General features: G+C 24.6%; 25 protein-coding genes and 1 tRNA gene. All 26 read right to left on the bottom strand.

All coding sequences use genetic code 4. The annotated features are described in order from the left end of the window. Window positions 1–8: 8 nt before the first annotated feature. The 26 genes from gatC to holA all read right to left on the bottom strand — a co-directional run bounded on the left by gatC (window position 9) and on the right by holA (window position 24,191). A complete protein-coding gene (gene gatC / locus T397_RS03840) occupies window positions 9–1,418 on the bottom strand; it encodes an Asp-tRNA(Asn)/Glu-tRNA(Gln) amidotransferase subunit GatC (RefSeq protein ID WP_162150121.1) in 1,410 nt (469 codons plus the stop codon). A gap of 18 nt (window positions 1,419–1,436) precedes the next feature. Beyond that, complete coding sequence (locus T397_RS0101370; protein ID WP_027123904.1) at window positions 1,437–2,099, bottom strand: uracil-DNA glycosylase; 663 nt, start codon at window positions 2,097–2,099, stop codon at window positions 1,437–1,439. A gap of 18 nt (window positions 2,100–2,117) precedes the next feature. Next, window positions 2,118–3,593 (bottom strand): hypothetical protein, encoded by a 1,476-nt coding sequence (locus T397_RS0101365; protein ID WP_027123903.1) that lies wholly within the window; start codon window positions 3,591–3,593, stop codon window positions 2,118–2,120. A gap of 2 nt (window positions 3,594–3,595) precedes the next feature. Beyond that, window positions 3,596–4,981: a replicative DNA helicase gene (gene dnaB / locus T397_RS0101360; protein WP_027123902.1), complete on the bottom strand. Its 1,386-nt coding sequence runs from the start codon at window positions 4,979–4,981 to the stop codon at window positions 3,596–3,598. Window positions 4,982–4,983: 2 nt separating this feature from the next. Continuing rightward, on the bottom strand, window positions 4,984–5,424 hold the full coding sequence (gene rplI, locus T397_RS0101355) for a 50S ribosomal protein L9 (RefSeq protein ID WP_027123901.1): 441 nt from the start codon (window positions 5,422–5,424) through the stop codon (window positions 4,984–4,986). 21 nt (window positions 5,425–5,445) lie between these two features. Beyond that, complete coding sequence (gene rpsR / locus T397_RS04495) at window positions 5,446–5,691, bottom strand: 30S ribosomal protein S18 (RefSeq protein WP_408633470.1); 246 nt, start codon at window positions 5,689–5,691, stop codon at window positions 5,446–5,448. A gap of 153 nt (window positions 5,692–5,844) precedes the next feature. Continuing rightward, window positions 5,845–6,357, bottom strand: a complete 513-nt coding sequence (locus T397_RS0101345) for a single-stranded DNA-binding protein (RefSeq protein WP_027123899.1) — start codon at window positions 6,355–6,357, stop codon at window positions 5,845–5,847. Window positions 6,358–6,367: 10 nt separating this feature from the next. Further along, window positions 6,368–7,546 carry a 30S ribosomal protein S6 gene (gene rpsF, locus T397_RS04205; protein WP_052663055.1) on the bottom strand — a complete coding sequence of 393 codons (1,179 nt, stop codon included), beginning with the start codon at window positions 7,544–7,546 and terminating at the stop codon, window positions 6,368–6,370. A 98-nt stretch (window positions 7,547–7,644) separates the two neighbouring features. Beyond that, window positions 7,645–8,796, bottom strand: a complete 1,152-nt coding sequence (glf, locus tag T397_RS0101335) for a UDP-galactopyranose mutase (RefSeq protein ID WP_052663094.1) — start codon at window positions 8,794–8,796, stop codon at window positions 7,645–7,647. 4 nt (window positions 8,797–8,800) lie between these two features. Then, a complete protein-coding gene (locus tag T397_RS0101330; protein ID WP_027123897.1) occupies window positions 8,801–9,778 on the bottom strand; it encodes a hypothetical protein in 978 nt (325 codons plus the stop codon). Between the two features lie 3 nt (window positions 9,779–9,781). Continuing rightward, window positions 9,782–11,257, bottom strand: a complete 1,476-nt coding sequence (lysS, locus tag T397_RS0101325; RefSeq protein WP_027123896.1) for a lysine--tRNA ligase — start codon at window positions 11,255–11,257, stop codon at window positions 9,782–9,784. Window positions 11,258–11,284: 27 nt separating this feature from the next. Next, complete coding sequence (locus tag T397_RS03825) at window positions 11,285–12,130, bottom strand: hypothetical protein (RefSeq protein WP_036448597.1); 846 nt, start codon at window positions 12,128–12,130, stop codon at window positions 11,285–11,287. A gap of 63 nt (window positions 12,131–12,193) precedes the next feature. Next, a complete protein-coding gene (locus tag T397_RS0101315; protein WP_027123895.1) occupies window positions 12,194–13,459 on the bottom strand; it encodes a hypothetical protein in 1,266 nt (421 codons plus the stop codon). Between the two features lie 3 nt (window positions 13,460–13,462). After that, entirely contained in the window at window positions 13,463–13,870 is a 408-nt protein-coding gene (gene atpC / locus T397_RS0101310) for an ATP synthase F1 subunit epsilon (RefSeq protein ID WP_052663054.1), read from the bottom strand. Beyond that, window positions 13,870–15,279, bottom strand: a complete 1,410-nt coding sequence (gene atpD / locus T397_RS0101305; RefSeq protein WP_027123893.1) for a F0F1 ATP synthase subunit beta — start codon at window positions 15,277–15,279, stop codon at window positions 13,870–13,872. Before atpD ends, atpC begins: the two co-directional genes overlap by 1 nt. A gap of 12 nt (window positions 15,280–15,291) precedes the next feature. After that, window positions 15,292–16,158, bottom strand: coding sequence for an ATP synthase F1 subunit gamma (gene atpG / locus T397_RS0101300; protein ID WP_027123892.1), 867 nt, complete (start codon window positions 16,156–16,158; stop codon window positions 15,292–15,294). A 2-nt stretch (window positions 16,159–16,160) separates the two neighbouring features. Then, window positions 16,161–17,732: a F0F1 ATP synthase subunit alpha gene (gene atpA / locus T397_RS0101295; protein ID WP_027123891.1), complete on the bottom strand. Its 1,572-nt coding sequence runs from the start codon at window positions 17,730–17,732 to the stop codon at window positions 16,161–16,163. Window positions 17,733–17,790: 58 nt separating this feature from the next. Beyond that, the gene (atpH, locus tag T397_RS0101290; protein ID WP_027123890.1) at window positions 17,791–18,357 is read right to left on the bottom strand and encodes an ATP synthase F1 subunit delta; all 567 of its coding nucleotides are present in this window, start codon (window positions 18,355–18,357) and stop codon (window positions 17,791–17,793) included. Then, the gene (atpF, locus tag T397_RS0101285; RefSeq protein ID WP_036448594.1) at window positions 18,350–18,976 is read right to left on the bottom strand and encodes a F0F1 ATP synthase subunit B; all 627 of its coding nucleotides are present in this window, start codon (window positions 18,974–18,976) and stop codon (window positions 18,350–18,352) included. The genes atpH and atpF overlap by 8 nt, the downstream gene beginning before the upstream one ends. A 25-nt stretch (window positions 18,977–19,001) precedes the next feature. After that, window positions 19,002–19,295, bottom strand: coding sequence for an ATP synthase F0 subunit C (atpE, locus tag T397_RS0101280; RefSeq protein ID WP_027123888.1), 294 nt, complete (start codon window positions 19,293–19,295; stop codon window positions 19,002–19,004). 35 nt (window positions 19,296–19,330) lie between these two features. Next, window positions 19,331–20,215 (bottom strand): F0F1 ATP synthase subunit A, encoded by an 885-nt coding sequence (locus T397_RS0101275; protein WP_027123887.1) that lies wholly within the window; start codon window positions 20,213–20,215, stop codon window positions 19,331–19,333. Beyond that, entirely contained in the window at window positions 20,181–20,669 is a 489-nt protein-coding gene (locus T397_RS0101270; protein WP_027123886.1) for an MG406 family protein, read from the bottom strand. The genes T397_RS0101275 and T397_RS0101270 overlap by 35 nt, the downstream gene beginning before the upstream one ends. A 113-nt stretch (window positions 20,670–20,782) precedes the next feature. Further along, window positions 20,783–20,873 (bottom strand) — tRNA-Ser (locus T397_RS0101265). Between the two features lie 38 nt (window positions 20,874–20,911). Then, window positions 20,912–21,838, bottom strand: a complete 927-nt coding sequence (locus T397_RS0101260; protein WP_027123885.1) for a hypothetical protein — start codon at window positions 21,836–21,838, stop codon at window positions 20,912–20,914. A 22-nt stretch (window positions 21,839–21,860) separates the two neighbouring features. Next, the gene (locus T397_RS0101255) at window positions 21,861–23,258 is read right to left on the bottom strand and encodes an MPN449 family protein (RefSeq protein WP_027123884.1); all 1,398 of its coding nucleotides are present in this window, start codon (window positions 23,256–23,258) and stop codon (window positions 21,861–21,863) included. A gap of 6 nt (window positions 23,259–23,264) precedes the next feature. Further along, window positions 23,265–24,191, bottom strand: coding sequence for a DNA polymerase III subunit delta (holA, locus tag T397_RS0101250; protein ID WP_027123883.1), 927 nt, complete (start codon window positions 24,189–24,191; stop codon window positions 23,265–23,267).

Raw genomic sequence — 24,191 nt, 5'->3', positions numbered from 1 at the left:
ATAAACAATTAATAAACTTTTACTAAATTGTTTTCAACTTTTTCAGGACACTGCATAATATCAACATAATTTAAATCATTATTGACTTCATCTTCTCTCAATTTATGAATTGAGATTGAGATCGGATAATTGCATGGTTCCAAATTAGTTGTATCTATTTTTGAAACATTTTCAAAACTATGAATAATTTCATTAAAATCTTTTGATAATTCTTCTAATTGTTTATCACTTAAAGAAAACAACAATGATTTGCTACATTCTACAATTTCTTTTTCAAACATATCTGATTCCGTTTCTTTAAAATTTCATGTTTCATACTTAACAAGTATATCTAAATCTTCAACTAATTCATCTTGATAATTATATTTAACAATTGGAGTTACAATTAATAGAATTGGGTATATTACAATAACATCAATTGCAAATAAAACAAATAATATTAAAAATCTAAATAAAACTCAAAATGTATAAGTTTGGCCAGTAATTTGTGCATCAAAAATTGGTAAAAACAAGACATTAACTAATAAACCAACACTAAATGCCAAAGTAATTGTAGTTACCAGAGGTTCATATCAATTATTTTTTAAAATTAATAAAATAGAACTTTTGTGATTTCCGTGTTTATATTGTTTATATGTTAAATTACTTATATTGAAATTATGATTTTTACTATAAAAATATTTAATAATAAAAATAATTCATATAGTTAATATTACAATCAATGAAGTTCCTATTATTAACAAGAAAAATTGAACTTCAGAAAGATGAATATCTATAGGCGTTCCTGGTAATTTTAAAACAAAACCAATTTCAGTTAAACCTGGAATTGCTGCAAATGAAGAAATTGATATGATAATAGAAACTATAACAAACAATGTTAAACATATCACAAGTATAAGATCTTTCCGTTTAGATACTTTTGATAAATTAATTACAGATCTTAATGAACCAGCTAATAACCCCGTTAGCATTGCTGCCATAAAATAACCATAATGAAAAAAACCAGCTGACAAAGTAACTGCTAACAAATCAATTGCTGCACCCGACACTAAACCAATAATTGGTCCAAAAAGTAATCCTGAAATTTTAACTAAAATAATTTCTATAGACACTCTTGTTCCAGGATATGATCTAAATAAAACGCCAGCAAGACCGCCAGTAATTGCCATAATTATTATGATAAGACTAACAGCCATTGCTATAACCATAGCAATATTTGTCATTCCTTTCACACTAACATGCGGAATTACAAAATATCGTTTTTTATGCACAAAATAAACATAAATTTTTTTCAAAATTGAAATTAACAATATAAAAACTACCAATGATGCAAAAACACCAATAGCTCATGCGGGATTGACGCTGATATCTGTAGAATTTTTTACATTGTTATTAATTAAAAAAATTTCGTTATTCATAGGTAATAATTTTACCATTTATCAATTTATAATTGCTTGTCTAGTTTCAAGTAAAAAATTATTTATTTTACTAAAAGGTTTTGTATTAAAGAAATTGTGAGCACTAAATGGCGAAGGATGAGCTGATGATACTAAATATTTGACATTCAATAAATCAATAATTTTTTTAGCATGTTGACCTCACGAAACAAAAATAACATTTGGTTTCACAGTTAATAAATATTTAAGTTCATTAATAATTAGATTTTCTCAACCAATTTTAGAATGACTTAAAGGTTTATGTGACATTACAGTTAAATTAGTATTTAACAATAAAATTTTTTGTTTTGCTCATGAAACTAAGGAATAATCTTTCAATTCAACATTTAAATCATTTTTCAATTCTATTGCTATATTTGATAAACTAGGCGGAAATTTACAATTAGGATTGATACCAAAAGCTAATCCATTAGCTTGATTATTATTATGATATGGATCTTGTCCAATAATCACTACTTTTGTTTCTTCAACATTAAAAAAATTAAATGCATTAAATATATTTTCTTTTTTGGGAAAAACTTCATTATTTAAATAAGAATTGGTAACAATTTTATTAAGATTGTCAAAATAAGAATAATTAATTTGTTTTAATAAACTATCACGTCAATTTGTATTTAGATTTTTTATTAAATTTGTTAACATGTTTGCTATTTATAAATTCTATGAAGTAGGTAATGTTATATCTTCAACAAAAGGAGCAAAATTATCATCACTAATCAATGATTTAAAATATTGAGAATAATAGTCTTCAATTGTGAAATTTAATAAATTGTTTTGATTATTATCAATTTTTAAAATTTGCTTTTTTAATTCAGAAACTGCTATATTTTTGACATTAATTTCAGAAATAAAAGCACGTGATTGTAAATCAATTGCATTAGTTCTGCCTAAAAAAGTTTGAGTTCTTTGTTGCTCAATTGTTAATCCTTTATCTTCAAATTGTCTTTCAGTCAATATTTTGCTTGGATCAATTAAATTGTTTAATAAATCATTGTCTATCTTAAACAAATTTTTTTGTGGATTATTAGGATCGCCATTAACTAATGTAAAACTTTCATTAGTTAGTCATGATAAAGGAGTTAATGATTGAACTATAGATGGAGTTATTTTGTAATTTAATTTATTTGGATCTTGTTCATCTTTTTTAATATCTGTAGCACCATAAAGTAAAATGGCTACCATATCATTCATTGATAATTTATATGTGTAACTTTCGGGTTTTTTATTAAATATTTTTTGAAATTGATTATCTAAAATTTCTTTATTTTTTTTGCCTATATCATCAGTTGGATTAGAAACAACAATTTGATTTCTACTTGGTGAAACACTACCTTGATCAGAACCAGCAATATAATAACGAAAATAAACTGCAATATCTGTTATAGCATACATTTTACTTAAACGATTGTTAACATTGTTTTTTGTCATATCTGATGCATTATCAGTTATTTCTTTTCCGCTATTATCATATGTTCCATTTTTTCTTGCATCAATAATACCATTGTTTACACCAGTATTATCCACCGCACCTGAACTATTAATTTTTTTAAAATTAAAAGTTAAATCAGAAATACCAAAGTTAATATTATTTTCATTGTTAGCTACTAACAAATTATTTGACATTCCTTTGTAAAAATCACTATTATTAGGAATGAAATTATTTTTATCATCTTTAAACAAATTTATTATGTTTGGATTTTTATCATCCCCTAAGCTACGATTATAACTAGAAACAGTTGTTGCAAAAACACTAGCAGGATAAGCTATGTTATAAGCAATAGTATTAACTAAAGTGCCATAAATATTTAAAAATGAATTATCAATTTTATCACTAGTTAAAGGTTGATTTTGATCAGTAGAAGTTGCATTATTTACAACAAAACTTCATTTATTTACATTTGATTGACCCGCTCTTGCCAATAATGAATAATGAACTTTTATTGTTTTATCTTTATCTATTGTTTCTTGTTCGTTAGATGGATTTGGATATCTTAATAAATTATTAAATTCAGAAACTAAAGTTAAATATTTATTTGACGCTGGAGCACCACAAGAAGTTAAAGCTAATAAAGGAATGCAAAGAATTATAAAAAGCAATGCTATTTTGATTAATAAATTTTTGTATTTTATGTTCATAATTATTCCTTTGTGTATGTATTGCTTTTTGATATAAATTTACTAATAGACTTTTGGAAAGTTAATTCTGCTTTTCCTGTAGCACCATTACGATGTTTAGCAATAATGAATTCAATATCAACATTATCTTGATTTAAACTATTCATTTCGTCATCACTTTCAACTGTGTGCAAGAAACAAACTAAATCAGCATCTTGTTCAATAGAACCTGATTCTCTAAGATCAGATAATATGGGTTGGCTTGATGCTCCGCGACGTTCTTCAATTTTTCTTGACAATTGAGCAATTGCAATAATTGGAATTTCTAATTCTCTAGCTAATGATTTCAAACTATGAGATATCATTGCAACCTCTTGTTGTCTAGTCATCATTGAATGTGTTCTTGTTACTTTTACTAATTGTAAATAATCAATAACAACTAATTTAATTTTTTTTGTATTAGCTATTTGTTGCAAACGACTTCTAATTTCTGTTAACGAAATATCACTAGAATCATCAATTAAAATCGGTAAATCATTTATTTTATTTAAAGTTGCAACAATTTGACTACTTGATTGACTATCAAGATTCTTAACTTTAGCTAAATTAAAGTTAATCATTGATTCAGCAGAAACAATACGATGAACAATTTGTTCGCCACCCATTTCTAAAGAAAACATAACTACTGTTTCATCAGGTTCTAGATTTTTTGCAACATTAACAATTAAGTTAACAGAAAAAGCAGTTTTACCACGACCAGGTCTAGCAGCAAGAATAATTAAATCACCTGGTTGAAAACCATTTGTTAATTCGTCAATTCTTTCAAAATTAGTTTTTGTTCCTGTTGTAATAGTATTGAAATATGATTTTTCAAATTTATTTTTATATTTATCAACATAATTATTAATAGGTAAAACTAAATTTTTATTTGTGCTCTTAATAATATTTGAAAAACGATGTTCGAAAATAGCTAATTGATCATCAAATTCTAAAAAATTAATATGAGAATCTAAAATATCTTGACTTAATTTTTTTAACTCTCTTAACATTGAAGCCATTCTTATTAATTGAATGTAGTTATCAATTATAATTGGATTAGAATTTTTAGTTGCCAATATATTTAATAGATGACGCATATCATCAGATAAATGATTTTGAACTTGTAAATTATCTTTAACAATTGTTAAATCAATTTGTTTATTTGATTCATACATTGATAACATAGTGTTGAACAATAATCGATAATTAGGATTACTAAAGTCACTAACAATAAGTTTTGCAAATACATTGTCTGGACTAACAGAATTATTAATTAACAAACTTAAAACATTTTCTTCTGATTCTATGCCCAATTCAGGTGTGATTTCAACATAAGGCATTGTCTCATTTTGTATTTGTTCATTATCCATATTTAGTCACCCTTAACATTAATTTGAAGCATTGCCTCAACATTTTCAAAAATTTTAATTTTAATTTTATGAAAACCTAAACTTAATTTCAAATTATCAGGTAACATAACTTTATCGATTTCTATATTTTTTAACTTTAATTCGTCCAAAATTTGTTTGTTGTTAATAGAACCAAATGCTTTATTATTTGCGTTCATTTGCAAAATAAAATTTAATTCTAATTTTTCTAGTTGATTTTTTAACACAACAGCTTGCGCTAATAGTAAATCATGTTGAGCATTGATATCAATTAATTTTTTATCTAATTCTTTCTTGTTAGTATCATTATAAACAATGGCTAATTTATTTTTTATCAAGTAATTTTTAGCATATCCTTCTTTAACATCAACTACAGCATTAGTTTTTCCTAAATTAGGTACATTTTTAATTAAAATTACTTTCATAAATTAACTCTTGTATAAAAATTAATCTCGAACAAATGGTAATAATGCAATAACTCTTGCTCTTTTAATAGCATTAGATAAATGTCGTTGATGCATTGCACAATTACCTGTTTGACGACGTGAAAGAATTTTTGCATACAAATTAATATACTTTTCTAATAATGCTTTATCTTTGTAATCAATTTTTAAAACACCGCTAGCACAAAAATGACATATTTTTCTTCCGCGTGGTTTAAAAGTTTTTTTACGATTAGTAGAAATGCTTATATTTTCTTTTGGACGGAAATTTCTTTTTGTATAGCTTCCTAATGATTTATCTTTATTTTCTAATTCAACTTTTTCTGTTTTTTTTGTTTGATCATCTTCAGAAATATTATTTGCTGGTTGTTTTATTTTTAAATTATCACTCATAATGTGCTCCTAATCTTCTAGATCATCAGATCAAGGAAGAGTATTTTCTTTATTTTCTTTTGGATTGTTTGTATCTTCTTTATCAACTTCTTTTACACTAAATGCTTCATCTAAATTCAAATCTATATCAATGGTATCAGGAAATGCATTATCAATATTTTCTAATTCTGTTGTTGTTATTTGTTGAGTAACATTATTACTATTTCTTCTCGAACCTGGTGCTGCAACTGTGTCAATAACAATTTCTGTTCTAGAAATATTTTTTCCTTCTGAATTAACAAATTTATTCATTCTAATTCGACCATCACCAACTATAAAATCACCACGTTTTAAATTTTTTTGAATGTAACTAGCTGTGTTCGATCAAGCTACGCAATTAAGAAAATGCGTTTCACCAATATTTCTATCACGTAAGTCTTTAACTGCAACTGTGAATCTCACACCAACAAAATCATTTTTTGAAGAAGAATTTAATGGTGTGGGATCTTGTGCTAAATAACCTGCCAAAGTAACTCGGTTCATTAATTAATCCCTATTTCTTTTTCTTAGCAGTAGTTGGTTTATTTTTTACAAGTTTTTTTGTAATTGTTTTTTCAATTGATGTTTCTTTTTTCTTGTTAGATGCAATTGGTTTTTTAGAAACTTCTTTTTTAGAATTTGCAGTTACTGGTTTTTTAGTAGTTGTTTTTTTTGCATTATCTGTAACTTTAGTTTTTGACACTTTAGAAGATACAGGTTTCAAAATAACTTTTTTAGGTGTTGAAATTTTTGAAACTTCTTTTTTGTCTTCTTTAATTTGTTTAGTATCTTTTTTAACAACTGTTTTTGTCAATTTATTTGTTTTAATTTCTTTTGAAGGTTTTGAAATTACATGATCCTTCTTTTTAACATCATTTTTTGATTCAAATGAATTAGTTGATTTTTTATCTTTTTTAATATGATGTTCTTTTTTTGCATTATTATTTGAAACAGATTGATGAGAAATTTTACTATGATGTTTTTTATCATCAACTTCATTTTTAATATTTTTTTGAGTAACAAATTCATCAATTTTTAATGTTGATTTTTCAACAACATTTTCTTCTACTTTTGGTGTTTTAATTTCTAAATCAATTTTAGTGTTTTTTGATTCAGAAATAATTTCATTTTCACTAGTAGAATTTGGAACACGCTTGGATGGAATTTTATATTCGGGTAATTCAGCAAATTTAGATTTTTTAAATTTAGGATTTTTAACAGTAATATCTTCAGGTCCATTAGCACCTATTCTAGTAACTAATGTTCATTCATCTTTACGTTTTTTCTTAACAATAATTTGTGGACCTTGTTTAGGTGCAACATAATCAGGATTGTTCATAATTTCATCATACTTAATTTTTCTAGAAACAGAAATTCGTAATTTTTTCTCATTTTCAGAAGCACGTGCACCATAATCTTTTGATAAATTAATGATTAAATGACGCAAAACGGATTTATTAATTAAAACCAATCTTTTTCAATCAACAAAACTATTACCCTCGCCATCAAAATTAATTTGATAATAATGCGCTAACGTTTCATTATTAATAGGGTAAGCTAATTCTCAAGTACCTAAAAACTTAGATTCAAGATTTTCAACTTTAATATTTTTATTTAAGTCAGTTAAAACTTTATCAGCTTCATCAACTGTTAATTTAGAGCTAAGAAGCACTACAATTTCATATTTAGACATATTTTTAAATTTAATTTCCTTATGGGTATGCAAATTTAAATTTTGCAAGCAAATAATTTAAATATTTATTAATTAAAAGCTATTAGCATTATAGCATGTTAATTAAATTTTTTAGCTAATTTTATTGCACTTAAAATGGATGTATCCATATCAAGATATTTATATTCTGCTAATCTACCTAATAAATGAAAATTTTTAATTGATTTGAATTCATTATAATACTTTTTATATAAAGCATTATTTATAGAGTTATTTATTGGATAATAAGGTGTATTTCATTTTTTTGCATTTCTTTTATATTCACCCGGATACTCTGTTGAAATAATTGTTTTTTTTGTTTTTTGCAAAGTCATTTGATTATATTCAACAGTTCTTGTTCTTTTTTTATCTTTAGGCAAATTAATAATTGGGAATTCTTGTTTTTTTGAAACATTAAAAGTTTTAAAAATAAATTCTAAACTCCGGTAAGGCAAAACTCCAAATTTGTAATTTAATAAAGCTTCAATAGGGCCGCAATAAATAATTTGATCTTTGATTTCTTTATTTTTTCAGTAAGTTTTATTATTTTTAAATTTTAAAAATTTTAATGCATCAACATTTAGATTCAAATTAATATTGGGATGTTCAATCATTTTTTTAATCATATTAGTGTAACCACCAATAGGCAAACCTTGAATTTTGGCTGTTGGAAAATAACTTTCATTATCACTTAAAGTAATACCTACTCTAGCGATAACATTTTCATCTATTTCACTAATTTTAATTCCTCACATTTTTGATGTGTATGGTGCATAAATATTGTCTAAAACTCAATCAACTATTTTATTTAAAGGTTCATATTCTCTATATTTTTTTAATTCCAAAATTGAAACTTTTTGTTGATTTGGAAATAATTTTTTTAAAAGATTAATTATCGACTTAGCATTTTTAGGATCTATTTTTTTAATTTCTTTAAAATTAAAAGGTAATCTGGTAGTTTTTTTATTAGGCAATTTAACTTGAACTTTGTTTATATAATTATTAAATTTGGCAAATTGTCTAATGAAATTAATAACTTCATCATGTTCTGTATGAAAAATATGTGGTCCATATTGATGATATAAAATTTTATCTTTTGATAAAAGATCATAACAATGACCGCCTACATAATCTTTTTTTTCATAAATATCTACTAAATAGCCTTTATTTGCTAAAAGATTTGCTATCGAGCAACCTGAAATACCAGCTCCAACAATAATTACTTTTTTCATATTTTTATAATACATCTCTTTCGTTGTTTAATATGTTTTCATAAAATTCATCACCAAATGGACCAGAAAAAATTTCAGAATAATGTTGCTTATCTAACAATCAAAGTAAAATGTTTGCTAAATTGATATTAACAATATAAGTTCATTCTGAATTTTTATATACTTTACTTAGTTTTGAAATATATATTTCTTTTTCATAAAAATCTAATTCTTTAAGTTTTTCGTATGTTGGTTGTAAACAAATATTAAAAAAATCTAATACAATGTTTTTTTGACTATAAAATTGCAAAAAAATATTATTCATTTCACTATGAATAAAATTATTTTCTGCGTAAGGAAATATTTCTTTAAATAATTTCGAATCGTTAAAATTAGATAATAATATTGGATTTTCTGCAGTTTGATGAATTAAAATATCATCAATAGACATTTTTTTATTATTTTTTAAAAAAGTAGTTAAATTCATTTCTTTAAATTCTTTAATTGATTTATCAGATTTAAAATTATCAATTTGAATTTCTAAAAAAATTTCGTTTAATAAACTAATAATTTTTTTTGATTGATTTATTAAAAAAGTATTAGAGTAATCTAATCTTTGTATTGAAACTACAAATGATAAACAAGGAATAGAAATTCTTTTAAAATTTTCAATATCAGCATCTCTAAATACTTGATTATTGAAACAAACAATTCCTGAATTTAATTGAACATTTGATTGTCTTATATACAAATATAATCATTTATCTAAAAAATCAATAACTTTAAAAATATTTTTTGAAAAAGCATTGTCAAAATCAATAGTTCGAAAATTATTATTAACAATAAAATTATTTTTTTCACTAGTAAAAATTGGTGGAATAACCAACATTAAATTGTGAGAATTCATTATTTTTTTTAATAACAATTCTAAAAATTTGCTTACATAAGCATTAGTTTGTGCACGATTTAATTTTGAAACATATTCGTTATTAAAATCTGACATATTTTATTTGGAGTCACGCATATGTGGAAATAACAAAACATCCCTTATTGAAACATTTTGAGTAAATAACATAACTAGACGATCAACACCAATGCCAAGACCACCTGTTGGTGGTAAAGCATACTCTAAAGCTTCTAAAAATTCGTAGTCAATTTCAACAGCTTCATCGTTACCTTTTTGTTTTTCTAAAACTTGATTTTCAAATCTTTGTTTTTGGTCTATTGGATCATTCAATTCACTATAACCATTAGCAAATTCTTTTCCGAAAATAAATAATTCAAAACGTTCTGTAAAACGCTTATTTGAATAATCTAATTTAGCTAACGGAGAAACATCTACAGGGTAAGTTGTAACAAAAGTTGGTTCAATTAATTTTGACTCACAAAATTCTTCAAAAAATAAATTAACAATATGACCGTATGTATTTTGGTGATTTTCAAAATGAACATTATGTTTTTTTGCTATTTCAATTGCTTCCTCATCAGAAGTAACATTATTAAAATCAATTCCTGTATGCTCTTTAATTAAATCAACCATACTTATTTTTTTAAATGGTTTTGAAATATCAATTGTCTTATCATTAAATGTAATTTGGTTAATATTTAATTTGTTAGAAATGAAATGAATAATATCTTCTGTAATATTCATTACTGCAACCATGTCTTCATACGCCATATATAATTCCATTGAAGTGAATTCAGGATTATGTGTAGAATCCATTCCTTCATTTCTAAAGATACGACCTATTTCATACACCTTGTCAAAACCACCAACAATTAATTTTTTCAATGGAATTTCAGTCGCTATTCTCAAATAAAAATCACGTTTTAAAGTATTATGATGAGTAATAAATGGACGAGCATTAGCACCACCTAATATAGATTGTAATATTGGAGTTTCTACTTCATAAAAATCAACACTATCTAAATATTCACGCATCAATCGAACAATTTTTGAACGCATCAAAAAAGTTTCCATAGATTTAGAATTGTATGTTAAATCTAGATAACGTTTTCTTGCTCGGTCTTCTTCATCTGTTAAACCATGAAATTTTTCGGGAGGAGTTTTTAATGATTTACTAATAATTTTTAAACTAGTAATATTCAATGTTAATTCATTTGTATTAGTTTTCATAGGTGTACCTATTGCAGAAACAATATCACCTAAGTCTAAATAATTATTAAAATATTCAAACAAATCTGGTTGATTATTCTTATTTAAATATAGTTGAATTTTGCCAAAAAAATCTTGTATCAAAATGAAAGTGTGGCGAATTCCTACAACTCGACCTGCTAATATGATTTTATCTTTATTATTATGTAATTCTTCTTTATTATATTTTTCATATTGCAATTTAAAAGTTTGCGAATTGTGTGTTCTTTCAACTTTAACTACTTCATAGGGATTAAGATTATTTTTTTGCAATTCTTCTAATTTTGACAAACGAACTTTTTCTTGATCTGATAATTTTTCTTGCATAGCAATTAAATTCCATTTTAATATAAATTAAATATGTGTAATTTTAATATGTTTAAAATCATAATTACAAATAGTTTTAATTTTTTCTAAATTAGAAGATTCTATATTTGACAATTCAAAAACAAAACCTGAATTAGGGAACAACTTATATAAAATATTTATTATCTGAAATAATAATCATAAATCATTTTGAGATAGCATTTCAACATTTTGAATTAAGTAAAATTCATCTGGTTTAATTTTGGAATTTTTTTTGTTGATTTTTTTATTAATTTTTTTTATTTTTTTATTTGCTTTTTTTAAATCTTCATTTATTTTTAACAAATTCTCAAAACGGTTTATAAAACTTACTTTCTGCACAACAAAATCTTTTAATGATAATTTTTTATTAAAAACTACAATTTTGCGTAAAACGTATATATATGTTATTGCAATAATAAATGAAATTAAAGAAACAACAAATAAAGTAATTGTTCCTGGACTATTTAATGAATTATTAAATGCATCTATAAAACCTGTTCAATTACCTTTTATAGCGCCACTTATTCCTTCTATTAGTGGATAAGATATTCCAGAAATTAATGAAACTATAAAAACAATTAAACAAATTCAACATAAAATATCAATTAATGTAACTCACTTAGGTTTTGCTTTAAATGAAGTTGTTGCATGTTTAAAATTATTTGATCTAAATAAAAATATCGTAATTAAATATAAAAACAATGAATATTTTCTTAAAGCATCATCTATATATGAATTCAATAAAGTATAAAATCTATCTTCACTAAAATAAGTACCTATTTTTTTACATTTTTCTTTGATGTCTAAAAAATTTTCTGTTGTTTCTTTTCCAGAAATTAGAACATTGTCCATAAACACACTTAACCTTAAAATATAAATGAATTTTTATTATAAATTAAAGAGAATATATATAAATTAATTATTAACAAAAAACTTTTTATAGTTCATTGTAGATGATATTCCATAATATTTAAGTATGTATATGTAATGAAATCCTAAAAAAATTATATGTGTTAAAAAATAAACAATAATTGGTCAAATAATATCTATAAAAGTAATTGGAACAATTAGTATAAACTTTAACAATGCATTAATAATCATGCTAAATGAAAAAGCTAATGCAACTAAATTTAAATCTATATATAAAAAAGTATGAATTAAAAATATTCTATTAAATCCTTTCAAAATTAAAAAATTTATCGAAGATATTAAGTTTTTATAATTTCTTTTAATTGTTCAAAACATAACAAGTTGCAAAATTAGAAATAGAATTAAACTTAAAATTTTTACTAACAAATTAAAATCAAAATTTCAATTAACTAATTTATTAAAATTTATACTTCAAAGTATATTAACAAATACAAAAGTGAAAAAAAATACAAAAAAGATTAAAGATATATAAGTTTTTTTATTTTTAATAAAAAATAATAAGCTTGTAAAAAAATTTTTAATTGAATGTTTTCATAAATGTTTTATATCTGTTTGATCTTCAATTAAAGTGAATATCATATTATTTGGGTTATAATTTTTTTTGTTACTAATATTTATTATTTGAAATTTATCAAGATTTAAATATTTATCAAAAAAAATTATTAAACAAACATCAAAAAAATTATTCAAAATAAATTTAGAAAATTTATTTAAAAAAATTGAAATTTTGTTTGAATCAGTATTTGAATTAATCAAATTTAAAAATAAAAATTTGGGTTTTTTATAAAATAATTTAGCACATAAAACTTTAATTTTTAAATCGTCGTCTAATTCGTTAAATATACTTGATTTATGTTCTAATAAATTAATTTCTTTCAAATAATTAGATACTATAGTATTCAAATTAAATAATTTATGATTACTTAAAGATATTTCATCTAATAAAATTTGATAAACAGATTTGGTTTTAATTTCTTCAAATTCAGAAAATGTTAAAACGCTAATATTTTTAAAAATAAATTCACTACGGCTTAATTCAGATAAATTTCATAATGATTGATCATTATAAATAATATTGCCTACCAATGGTTGTTTAATACCAATAGATAAATCAAATAATTCAGAAACTTTACTTAAATTGTCATCATAAACAAAATAAAAATGATTTTGTTGAAATTTACATCAAAAACCATTTTTTAAAAAATCATTGATATTTAAAGTTAAACAAGATTCATAGCGAATAAAATTCATAAATTATTTTTTTGCTTGTTTTAATTTTAATAATTCAAATGCCAATTTTCTTTCAATTTTTGTAGTTTCAACTAAATCATTAATTCTTGATAATTGTTGTTCTAACTTTTTCTTTTCTTCTGATACTTTATTAACATCAATATCTTTAGTTAAAATAAAATTTAATGCAAAAATCTTAATTTCAGTTTTTGTTGCATAAATTGTTCCTGTATTAATAATTCCAGATTCACGATTTTTATCTGAATGAGTTATGTAAATAACATCAGCAGATAAAGTAGCAACAAAAGGAACGTGATTGTACATTAATGCTATATAACCTTCAGGAGTTTTAACTTCTACCATTTTAATATCAGCATCAAACTTAATACCATTTGGTGTCAAAATTTTTAGATGAACTAAATTATCAGACATTACAAGTTTCCTGCTTTTTCAATTGCTTCTTCAATTGTTCCTACATATGAAAATGCTTGTTCTGGTAAATTATCGTGTTTACCTTCTAAAATTTCTTCAAAACCTCTTATTGTGTCTTTTAGACTTACATATTTACCTTTGTTACCAGAAAATTTTTCTGCAACAAAGAATGGTTGACTCAAGAAATTTCTAATTTTTCTAGCACGAGCAATTGCAATTTTATCTTCTTCTGATAATTCATCAATTCCTAAAATAGCAATAACATCTTGTAATTCTGCAAATTTTTGTAAAATTTGTTGAACATTTCTAGCAACTTTATAATGACGTAAACCTACAACATTTGGATCTAACAATCTACTTGTTGATTCTAAAGGATTAATAGCTGGAAAAATTCCTAATGCTGCAATGTTACGATCTAATACTGTTTTTGCATCTAAATGTGAAAATGTTGTAGCTGGAGCAGGGTCAGTTAAATCATCTGCAGGAACATAAATTGCTTGAACAGATGTTATAGAACCACTTTTAGTGGAAGTGATTCTTTCTTGTAACAATCCCATTTCATATGCCAAAGTTGGTTGATAACCAACAGCAGATGGCATTCTTCCTAATAATGCTGAAACTTCACTACCAGCTTGTGTAAATCTAAAGATATTATCAATAAATAACAAAACATCTTGGTTTTGAACATCACGGAAATATTCAGCCATTGTTAAAGCAGTTAATGCTACGCGCATTCTTGCGCCAGGAGGTTCATTCATTTGCCCAAACACTAAGGCTGTTTTATCTATAACTCCACCTTCAATCATTTCATAATACAAGTCATTACCTTCACGAGTTCTTTCACCAACTCCAGCAAAAACAGATAGACCACCATGACCTTTTGCGATATTGTGAATTAATTCTTGAACAAGAACCGTTTTCCCAACCCCTGCTCCACCAAATAATCCAATCTTACCACCTTTAGCATATGGAATTAATAAATCAATAACTTTAATGCCTGTTTCAAAAATTTCAATTTCATTGGATTGCTCTTCAAATGATGGTGGATTTCGATGAATTGGCATCATTTTTATATTTTTATCATCTAAAGATTCAAGATTGTCAATTGTTTTACCAACAACATTAAACATTCTACCTAAAACTTGTTCACCTACAGGAACCTGAATTGGATTTCCTGAACAAACTACTTCTAAACCACGATTTAATCCATAAGTAGCTCCCATTGCAATACATCTAACAACATTATCTCCAATAATTTGTGAAACTTCTAAACACAAATTTTCATTATCTAGTTTTACATATAATGCATCATATATTTTAGGCATTTCTGATTCATTTTCAAAAATGACATCAACTACAGGCCCAATTACTTGATATACTTTTCCAACTATTGTATGTTTCGTTTTCATAATTAAATCCTATTATTTTTGTTCACTACCTTGAATTATTTCACTAATTTCTTGTGTAATAGATGCTTGTCTTAATTGGTTGTACAATAATAAATAATTGTTATATAAATCATTTGCATTTTTTGTTGCTGACTCCATAGCATTTCTACGACTAGCATATTCAGAAAGTTTAGTTTCAATTAAACAACCATATAAAACAATTTGCATGAATTGGGGAGTAAGACCTTTAATAACTTCTTTTACATCAGGTTCGAACTCAATTGGAGCAGAATATTGTTTGTTAGAATTTGTATCTTTTTTAATTTTATCTTTAAAAATATCAACATCAAAAGGTAACACTTGAATAATTTTTGGTTCTTGTTTTAAGTTATTCACAAAATTTGTATAAACAATAAATACTTTTTCGTATTCATTTGTTTCATATAGATCTAAAATTTCTTGTCCCAAATTATAACTAATATCAAAATTGATATCAGCATCTTGTAAATCTTTAATCAATAAAATATTGTTACCTTGATTTTTTAATTTTCAATAACCTAAACTTTTTTTGCCAAGCAAAATTAATTTATCGTTAGGTTTAATTTTTTCTAACAATAGCCGATTCATGTTGTTATTAAAACCGCCACACAAACCTAATGATGAATTAATTAAAATATAAAGTGAATTTTCCTTAACTTGTTTTGGCGGTTGATAATATTTAGCATTAGCTATAACTTTGCCAATTGTTTCATAATATTCATTAAAAAATTCATAAATTTTTTCATGTTGAGATTTAAACTTATGTAACTTAGCAGTTGCAGCCATTTGCATAGCTTTAGTAATTTTTTCAGTTACTAAAATAGAACTCATTTTTTGTTTTAATTCTTGTTTGGAAGCCATAATTATTTATTTTTTTCATCCACTTCTAATTCTTTTTCATCACCATATTTTGAAAAATCATAATTAGAAATACTCATTACAAATTCTTTAATAAATTTTTTAAATAGATTTCTTAAATTAATTGTTAATTGATCATTTAATGCTTTATTAATTTGAATTTCTTTATATACATCTGTTTTACTAAAATATGTTGTTAATTCTTGTTTAAATTTTTGAATTTGATCAATTGGAATTCACTTGATATATCGTTCTTTGATACTAAACAATAAAATAGCTTCCATTGCTTGATCTAATGGTGCGCCATTAGATTGTTTTAGGATTTCCATAACTTTTTTACCGTGATCAAGAACTTTTTTAGTTTCATTATCCAAATCACTACCAAATTGACTAAATACATCTAATTCACGATATTGAGCCAATTCTAATTTTAAAGAACCTGATAATTGTTTAATTGCTTTAGTTTGTGCAGCAGAACCTACACGACTAACTGATAAACCAACATGAATTGCTGGTCTTTGTCCAGAATTAAATAAATTACTTACCATAAACAATTGACCATCAGTTATGGAAATAACATTTGTTGGGATATATGCTGAAATATCTCCAGCTTGTGTTTCAATTATTGGTAACGCAGTAATAGAACCGCCACCTAATTCTTTTGATAATTTTCCTGAACGTTCTAATAATCGAGAGTGTAAATAAAAAATATCACCCGGGTAAGCTTCACGTCCAGGGGGTCTTCTTAATAATAATGATATTGTACGATAAGCAACAGCGTGCTTAGATAAATCATCATAAACAATTAATACATCTTTACCTTGACGCATTCAATATTCAGCAATTGTTATACCAGTAAATGGAGCAACATATGATAAAGCTGGAATTTCTGATGCAGTTGATGAAACTATAGTAGTATATTTCATTGCATCTGCTGATTCTAATTGTCTTGAAATTTGTGCAATTGAAGAATTTTTTTGACCTATTGCTACATAAACACAATATACGTTTTTGCCTTTTTGATTGATAATTGCATCTATTCCAATAGTTGTTTTACCAGTTTGACGATCACCTACAATTAATTCACGTTGACCTTTACCTATTGGCAACATAGAATCAATTGCTAAAATTCCAGTTTCTAATGGCTCATTTACAGATTGTCGATCCATAACTCCAGGCGCAATTTTTTCAATTGGTTCATAAGTTATATCTTTTAATTCACCTTTACCATCAATTGGCATGCCTATTCCATTAACAACTCTACCAATCAAAGCATCACCAACTGGTGTTTCAATAACGTGTTTAGTTCTTTCTACTAATGAACCCTCGTGAATATCAAAATATTTACCCAACATTACAATACCAACACTATTAGCTTCTAGATTGAAGGCAATTCCAAAAGAACCATTTTCAAAACGAACTAATTCATTTAAAATAACATCATCTAAACCACTAGCCTTAACAATTCCATCATTAATTGAAACTACATAACCTTTTTCGTTAGTAATGATTTTGTTAGAATATTTTTTTACTTGCTCTTTAATCAAAGAGGAAAATTCATCTAAATTAATTGCCATGTTTGCATACCTTATCTTCTAAATTTTTATAATTTTCTTCAAAATTGTTTTAATAACACTAACTTGTTTTAGGAGATTGCGATTGTTGAAGTGTCAGCATTACTTTCAATCTAGTTTCAATTGTTTTTAACTTGCCCTTAATTGTTGAATCTAAGGAATGGGAGTCAGATTCAACTTTAATTCCAGCAATAGTTGAAGGATCAACAAAATTTTTAACAATTAAATCAAAATCCATCTTCTTTTCTAAAATTTCTTTAATTTTATTTAATTGTGCATCTTTTAAAGGATATGGTGAAGTGATTTTTATAAATTTAGCATGATCTTTATTTTCAACTAAGGCTAAATATTTTTTAAAAATTGATTTTGCATAGAAAAATTCATTCATTTCAATTAGAACACACAAAAAGTCACAAAACAAATCATCAAATCTATTTCTAAATGTAGATTCTAAAATAGAAAATTTTTCGCTTTTGTTTAATGAAGAATTACTAAAAAATTTAATTAATTCTGAGTACTCATTTACAACTTGAAGAAATTGTTGAGATTCAACATAAATTTTTTTAATAAGATTTTTTTCTTCCGCGAGAGAATATAAAGCTTTTGCAAAATTGTAAATTTTATTCAAAATCTATATCCTCCAATTCGGAAATAAATTCTTCAACAAATTTTTCATGATCTGCTTTTGTAATAGTTTTTTGAGCTAAAGCTTCTGTCGCTGAAAGAGCAACATTAATAATTTCTGAATGTAATTGTGAACGTAATTTATTTTCTTGTTTAGCAAATTCTATACGTGCATTTTGAATAATAATATTTGCATCACGTTTTGCCTTTTCTTCTATTTCACTTTTAATTCGATAAGCCTCATTGACTGAATTATTAATAATTGTTTGTGATTCTTCAATTGCTTTAAGACGTTTTTCATTAGCTTGAACTAAATAAATTTCTGCTTCTTCTTTTGCTTTTTTTGCTTCATCAATTTTATTTTGAATGGCTTGAGTTCTTGCATTAATTGATCTTTTAGTTGGTTTTCACAAAAAGAAAATAATGACAAACAACAAAATAACTAAAGCAATTAAATTTGCTAAAAATACCCAAAAATTTGGAAAAAATTGATTAATAATGTTGTTTTCATTTAATTCTTCAGGCAACGCACATGAAGAAACACTTATTGCTATAAGAAAAAACAATATTAGTAAAGTGAATAACAATAATATATATTTTTTCTTTCTTTTTAAGAATTGCATTTTTAACACCTGCAATTAAAATTAACTAAACTACAAACATTAAAATAAATGAAACAATTAATCCATAAATTGCTGAACTCTCAGAAATTGCTGAACCAATAATTAAAAATGTTCTAATTTTTGATTCCACTTCCGGGTTTCTTGCAATAGAATCACAAGCACGACCAGCAACATAACCTTGACCAGCACCAACTCCTGCAGCACCGACCATAGCAATACCAGCACCAATAAGTGCAGCACCTTTATCTGTAAATGTTGTAGAAGTACTTGTAGCTTGCGTTACAATATCTGAAATTTGAAGAAGAATATTTGTATCCATATAAAAACTCCCTTAATAAAAATTAAATACAAAAATTAAATTCGATCATGAGAACTTAAATTAATTGTTTTCACTTCTGTAGTTTCAAGTTTTTTTTCATTTTTTTCTTCTGCTTCTATTAATTGATTTGATCAATATGTATAAGTTAACATTACAAACACATATGCTTGAATTAAACCAATCATTACATCAAAATATAAATGGAATATTGGGGTCACCAATCCGCCAAAAGTTGATCCTAAAATTAATCCTAAAATCGTTGGATTTACAGTACTAAAAATATATTGAATGAATGAATAAAACAAACCAATAATCATTGCACCTGAAAAAATATTACCTGTCAAACGCATCGAAATTGAAAGCAAAGGTGTAATTTCACTTATAATGCTTAATGGATTAATCATTATAGGAATTTCTTTGCGATGGTATTTGATTTTGACAGTAAAATTTTTCAAATATGATAATCTTTGATGTTTAAAGCCCATATATATAATTCCTATAAAAGTAATTAATCCCAATGAAAGAGAAACAGTTATAGAACTTGTTGGAGCTGATAATCCAATTAAAGGTAACAAATTGGCAACAGAAATATATAAAATTAAAACCAAGAAATAAGGTGTTATTTTTTTATATCTTTCTCCTAATAATTCAACTGTTAAATTTTCAAAACTAATTACTAACATTTCTACTAAAAGTACATAACCAGTAGGAGCTTTTTCAGGATTTTGTTTGCGTGCTTTAAAATAATATGCAAACACAAAACCTAAAATTATTACTAATGTTATAGGAATTGTTATAACTGCAGCAGTTGGCACCATTGGAGTTCAAGCTAAATCTGGAATTGGTTTCTGTTCCCAAAAAGAATTTATTGAATTTGAAAATTCATTAATTGGGTTTCAAACTATCTCCTGTGGGGACATATTCTTTTTCCTTTTGATTTTTTTTATTTTTGTAATATTCTATTCAAAATATTAAATAGTTTAAAGCAATGCTCGATATTGGAATTAATATTATAGCTACAATCGTAGGAATAACATTAAAAACACCATCGATTTTAAAATTGTTTACACCCGCTGCAATTAAAATTGGTGTAATGTAAAAAATATACCGCAAAATATAAAGTGAAATACTTAGAAACAACACCGCTTTACTTTTATCACCAATTCTTTTTTTGGAAAGACTAAGTAAAATTCTTGGTATCCATGTATATGAAAAAATTGCTATAAATGCAAAAGGAATTGATAATAATCAACCGTATAGCGATCCTCAAGAAGCTAAATTAGTTCCGCAAACAACTAATAGAATTACTAATCCTAATAAAACAAAACTACCATATGTAATAAATAATCACTTGGAATGTTTCTTGCTGAACACGATTAAATGCTCCAAAGAGTATCTCTATTCTATACCTTTTTTATATAAATAGTATTTTTATTTTATGAAAATAAAAAATGACCAAGTATAGTCTTGGTCATCTTATCTTAAAATGGCGGAAGCGGAGAGATTCGAACTCTCGCACCGGAAAACCCGATCTAACACCTTAGCAGGGTGCCCCCTTAACCACTTGGGTACGCTCCCATAAATAAAATTATGGATAAAAAAATTATAAATTTAAATTATCATTTTTGATAAGACAATTGTTGAATTTTTATTAAATAAGAATTTGATAATTTAACTAAATTAACTAAAATGATAATTAATAAGGGTGCCTTAAAAATTTCTTTTATAACTCTAGGAATTAAATAATAATAAGAACCATAAATTAAAAAATTAGGCGATAAAGAATTGTCTCCTGAAATATATTTATAAAAATTAATAGCAGATATTGTGCCTAAAATAAATGAAAAAATAATTGATAATAAGAAAACTAATAAAATTACATAAATAAATAATATTAATTGTTTTTGATAAATTTTCTTATAGTATAGCAATAAATGAATAATTACTTGAATTGAAACAAAAAAGATAACAATAACACTAATTGATAAATAGACAGTATCCATTCGAGATAATCCAATAAAATCTAAATTTGTGTTTTCAAATTTATTAGATGCAAAGGTTAGTAAAGCAATAATAGCTATACTTACAAAAAACAAAAATATAATTTGTAAAAATAAATAATCTCAAATTCAATTTTTAAATTCTTTTCTAAATTGATAAATTCCGCCTATTATTCCAGATAAGCACATAATTAATGGTTCTTGAATAGCATACATTCAAAATCAAACACCACCAGATCAAAAAAAAGTTATTGAATCAATTATGATACCCAAAGGTATTGCTAAAACAGGTCCAAACATTCAGCCAATTAGAGATGTGGGAATTCAATTAAATGAAATTCTTAATACTGGTCCAATTGGAATACTAAAAATTTGTGTTAAAAATCTTAAAGAAATTAAAGCTGCTAAAAAAATTATTAAATACGTTGAATATCTTCACCTTAAAGGATAATAAGGAAAAAGAAATTTTAATAATTTTTGTTTTTTAGTTTTGTAAGAAAGTGTAATTAATTGTTTATGAGAACTAATTAAATTTGTGATCATGTACCATTATAATAATTTTAAATTATAAACCAAATGGTCCCCCAAAACCACTTACTGGCCCAAAAGGATTACCACCTGTAGGATCAATTCCTTCTTTTTTCATTTCTTCAACATAGTTATTTAAAATTTTTTGAAGACGTTCTTCATCTGGTTTTGGATTTAAAACTTTTCCAGTTATTCCAACTAATAATAATGGTGCAAATAATACCAAAAATATTATATTGCATATGTAAATAGCTTCAATCATTGGTACATTTATTCCATATACATTGTTTAAAGAAAATACATTTATATTGACGATTACTTGCATTGGTGAATTAGCAATAGGTATCAATGCAAAGAACAAAAAGAAAACAAAAGCAATTACTATTGAATTAAAATAAAAGTGATATTGTAAATTTTGATTTACTTTAGGAAATTCTAATGATTGATTTTGCATTTTTAAAATTTGTTCTAACTTATTTTTTTTAAAAGAACTAATTTTTCCTAGAGAATCATTTGAATACCTAATCAACATATTTAATCCAAAACCGATCATAATAATCGCGGGCAATATAAATGAAAATGTTTGGCCACCATTGATTGCTATATTTGTAGGAGCATTATTTTGATTAGAGTTAGGATTATTAACCATTAATCCATTTGATGCTGCATAAATTCAAGAAATAACTAATGCTAAACCTGATAAAACAAATAACAATGAAGCAAATATTGCAAAAAACTGCAAAATATAAATTGCTCTTGGTTTTTCTTTTCAACGATAAATTTTCCCTACTTGCATCTCATATTCAAGTTTTTTTGCAGCAGATGCACGATACAACATGTCCACACTTTGTTGTGTAATATTTGCAAATGGAAAATTATTAAATGAAGATGATTGATTGTTTGATGATCGTTGTTGATTAAATGAATTTGTTTTATTGTCGCTAAAATTAGAATTTCTAATTCTTTCGCCATGCAAAGGTTCTACATTTGTTGTGTCATTAGAATCATTACTATAATTAGAATTATCAACTTTATTTTTTGATTCTTCTTCTGAATTAATTACACCTTCAACATGAACATTATTATTTAAATCTAAAGGAAAACTTGATAAATCTTTTTGATCAAAAAGATTTTTAACCATTACATTTAGATAATTTATTTCATCTTGAATATCATCTAAATCAGTTATATTTTCAAATTCTGTTAAATCTATTTCTTTATTTGTGTGTTTTTTGTAATTTTCTAAATATTTAGAAGTAATTCGATCATCAGAATTAATAATATTTTCTAAATTATTATGAATTCCAATTTCTTTTTTTATTACATTAGAAAAATTATCATCATTTTTTAATCTATTCGATAAAGTAGTATTGCCAAAAATCGTACCTAAATATTGTCTAGATATAATTATTAGATCATTTGCAGTTTTAGACATATTTAACTAATATTTTCCTTTGCAGATAAAAAATCTTAAAACATTGTAATCCATATTTAATCTTTTCATCATAACATCAATTGATAGTATACCATTTAAAAAATTTTCTAGATGTTTAATGCTTAATAAACTAGATATTTTTTTTATTTGATTTAATTGAAAAAAAGAAATTTCTAAATCTTTAATAATAAGTTCATCATTTAATTTATTATCAATTGCCAATTTAATCATAATAATTTTTAAAACTTGAGATGCCATTATTTGTAAAATTTCTAATGATGTATATTGATGCAAAATTAAAGAATCAAATAACAAAATGGCTTCATTAATTTTTTGTGTGAGAATATATTCAACAAGTTTAAATATTGAATCATTTTCATATTCAGTAATTAAATTGTTTAGTAATTCATTAGAAATTTCATTTGGTGGAAATAATAAAAATTTGTTTAGTTCATTTTCTAAAATTTTTGCATTTTGAGGAATTCTAGAAAGAAGAAGATTAATTTGGTCAAAAGTTAAATTGATTTTATTCTTATCTAAAAAATTGATAATTATGTTTTTAAAAGTTTTTAAATTTAATTTTGGAATTTCTATTATTTTAACTAGATTTAAAAATTCATTTAATGATTTATCCTTATTTAAAAGTTTATTTGATTCAACAGTTAAATAAACATCCAATTTTGTATTAAGTTTTAATGCAGAAATTAAATCATATGCAATTTTAAGAGAATTTTCATCAATTAAAAAATCACAACCCTTAACAATATATAATTTTTCGTTTGATTCATCAAACATATTGTTTGCATGTAGTAAATCTATTAATTGATTTGGAGATTTGTATATAATTTTTTTATAAGTTGAATACTTTTCTTTTAGAATTTCTTTCAACTTGTAATTAATTAAACCTTCATCAGTAGAATAAATAATTGTCAT

It is taken from the genome of Mycoplasmoides pirum ATCC 25960 (assembly GCF_000685905.1).
GTDB classification, from domain to species: domain Bacteria; phylum Bacillota_I; class Bacilli_A; order Mycoplasmatales; family Mycoplasmoidaceae; genus Mycoplasmoides; species Mycoplasmoides pirum.
Note: the sequence above shows the minus strand (reverse complement) of the source record. Positions and strands in the feature narration are given on the sequence as shown.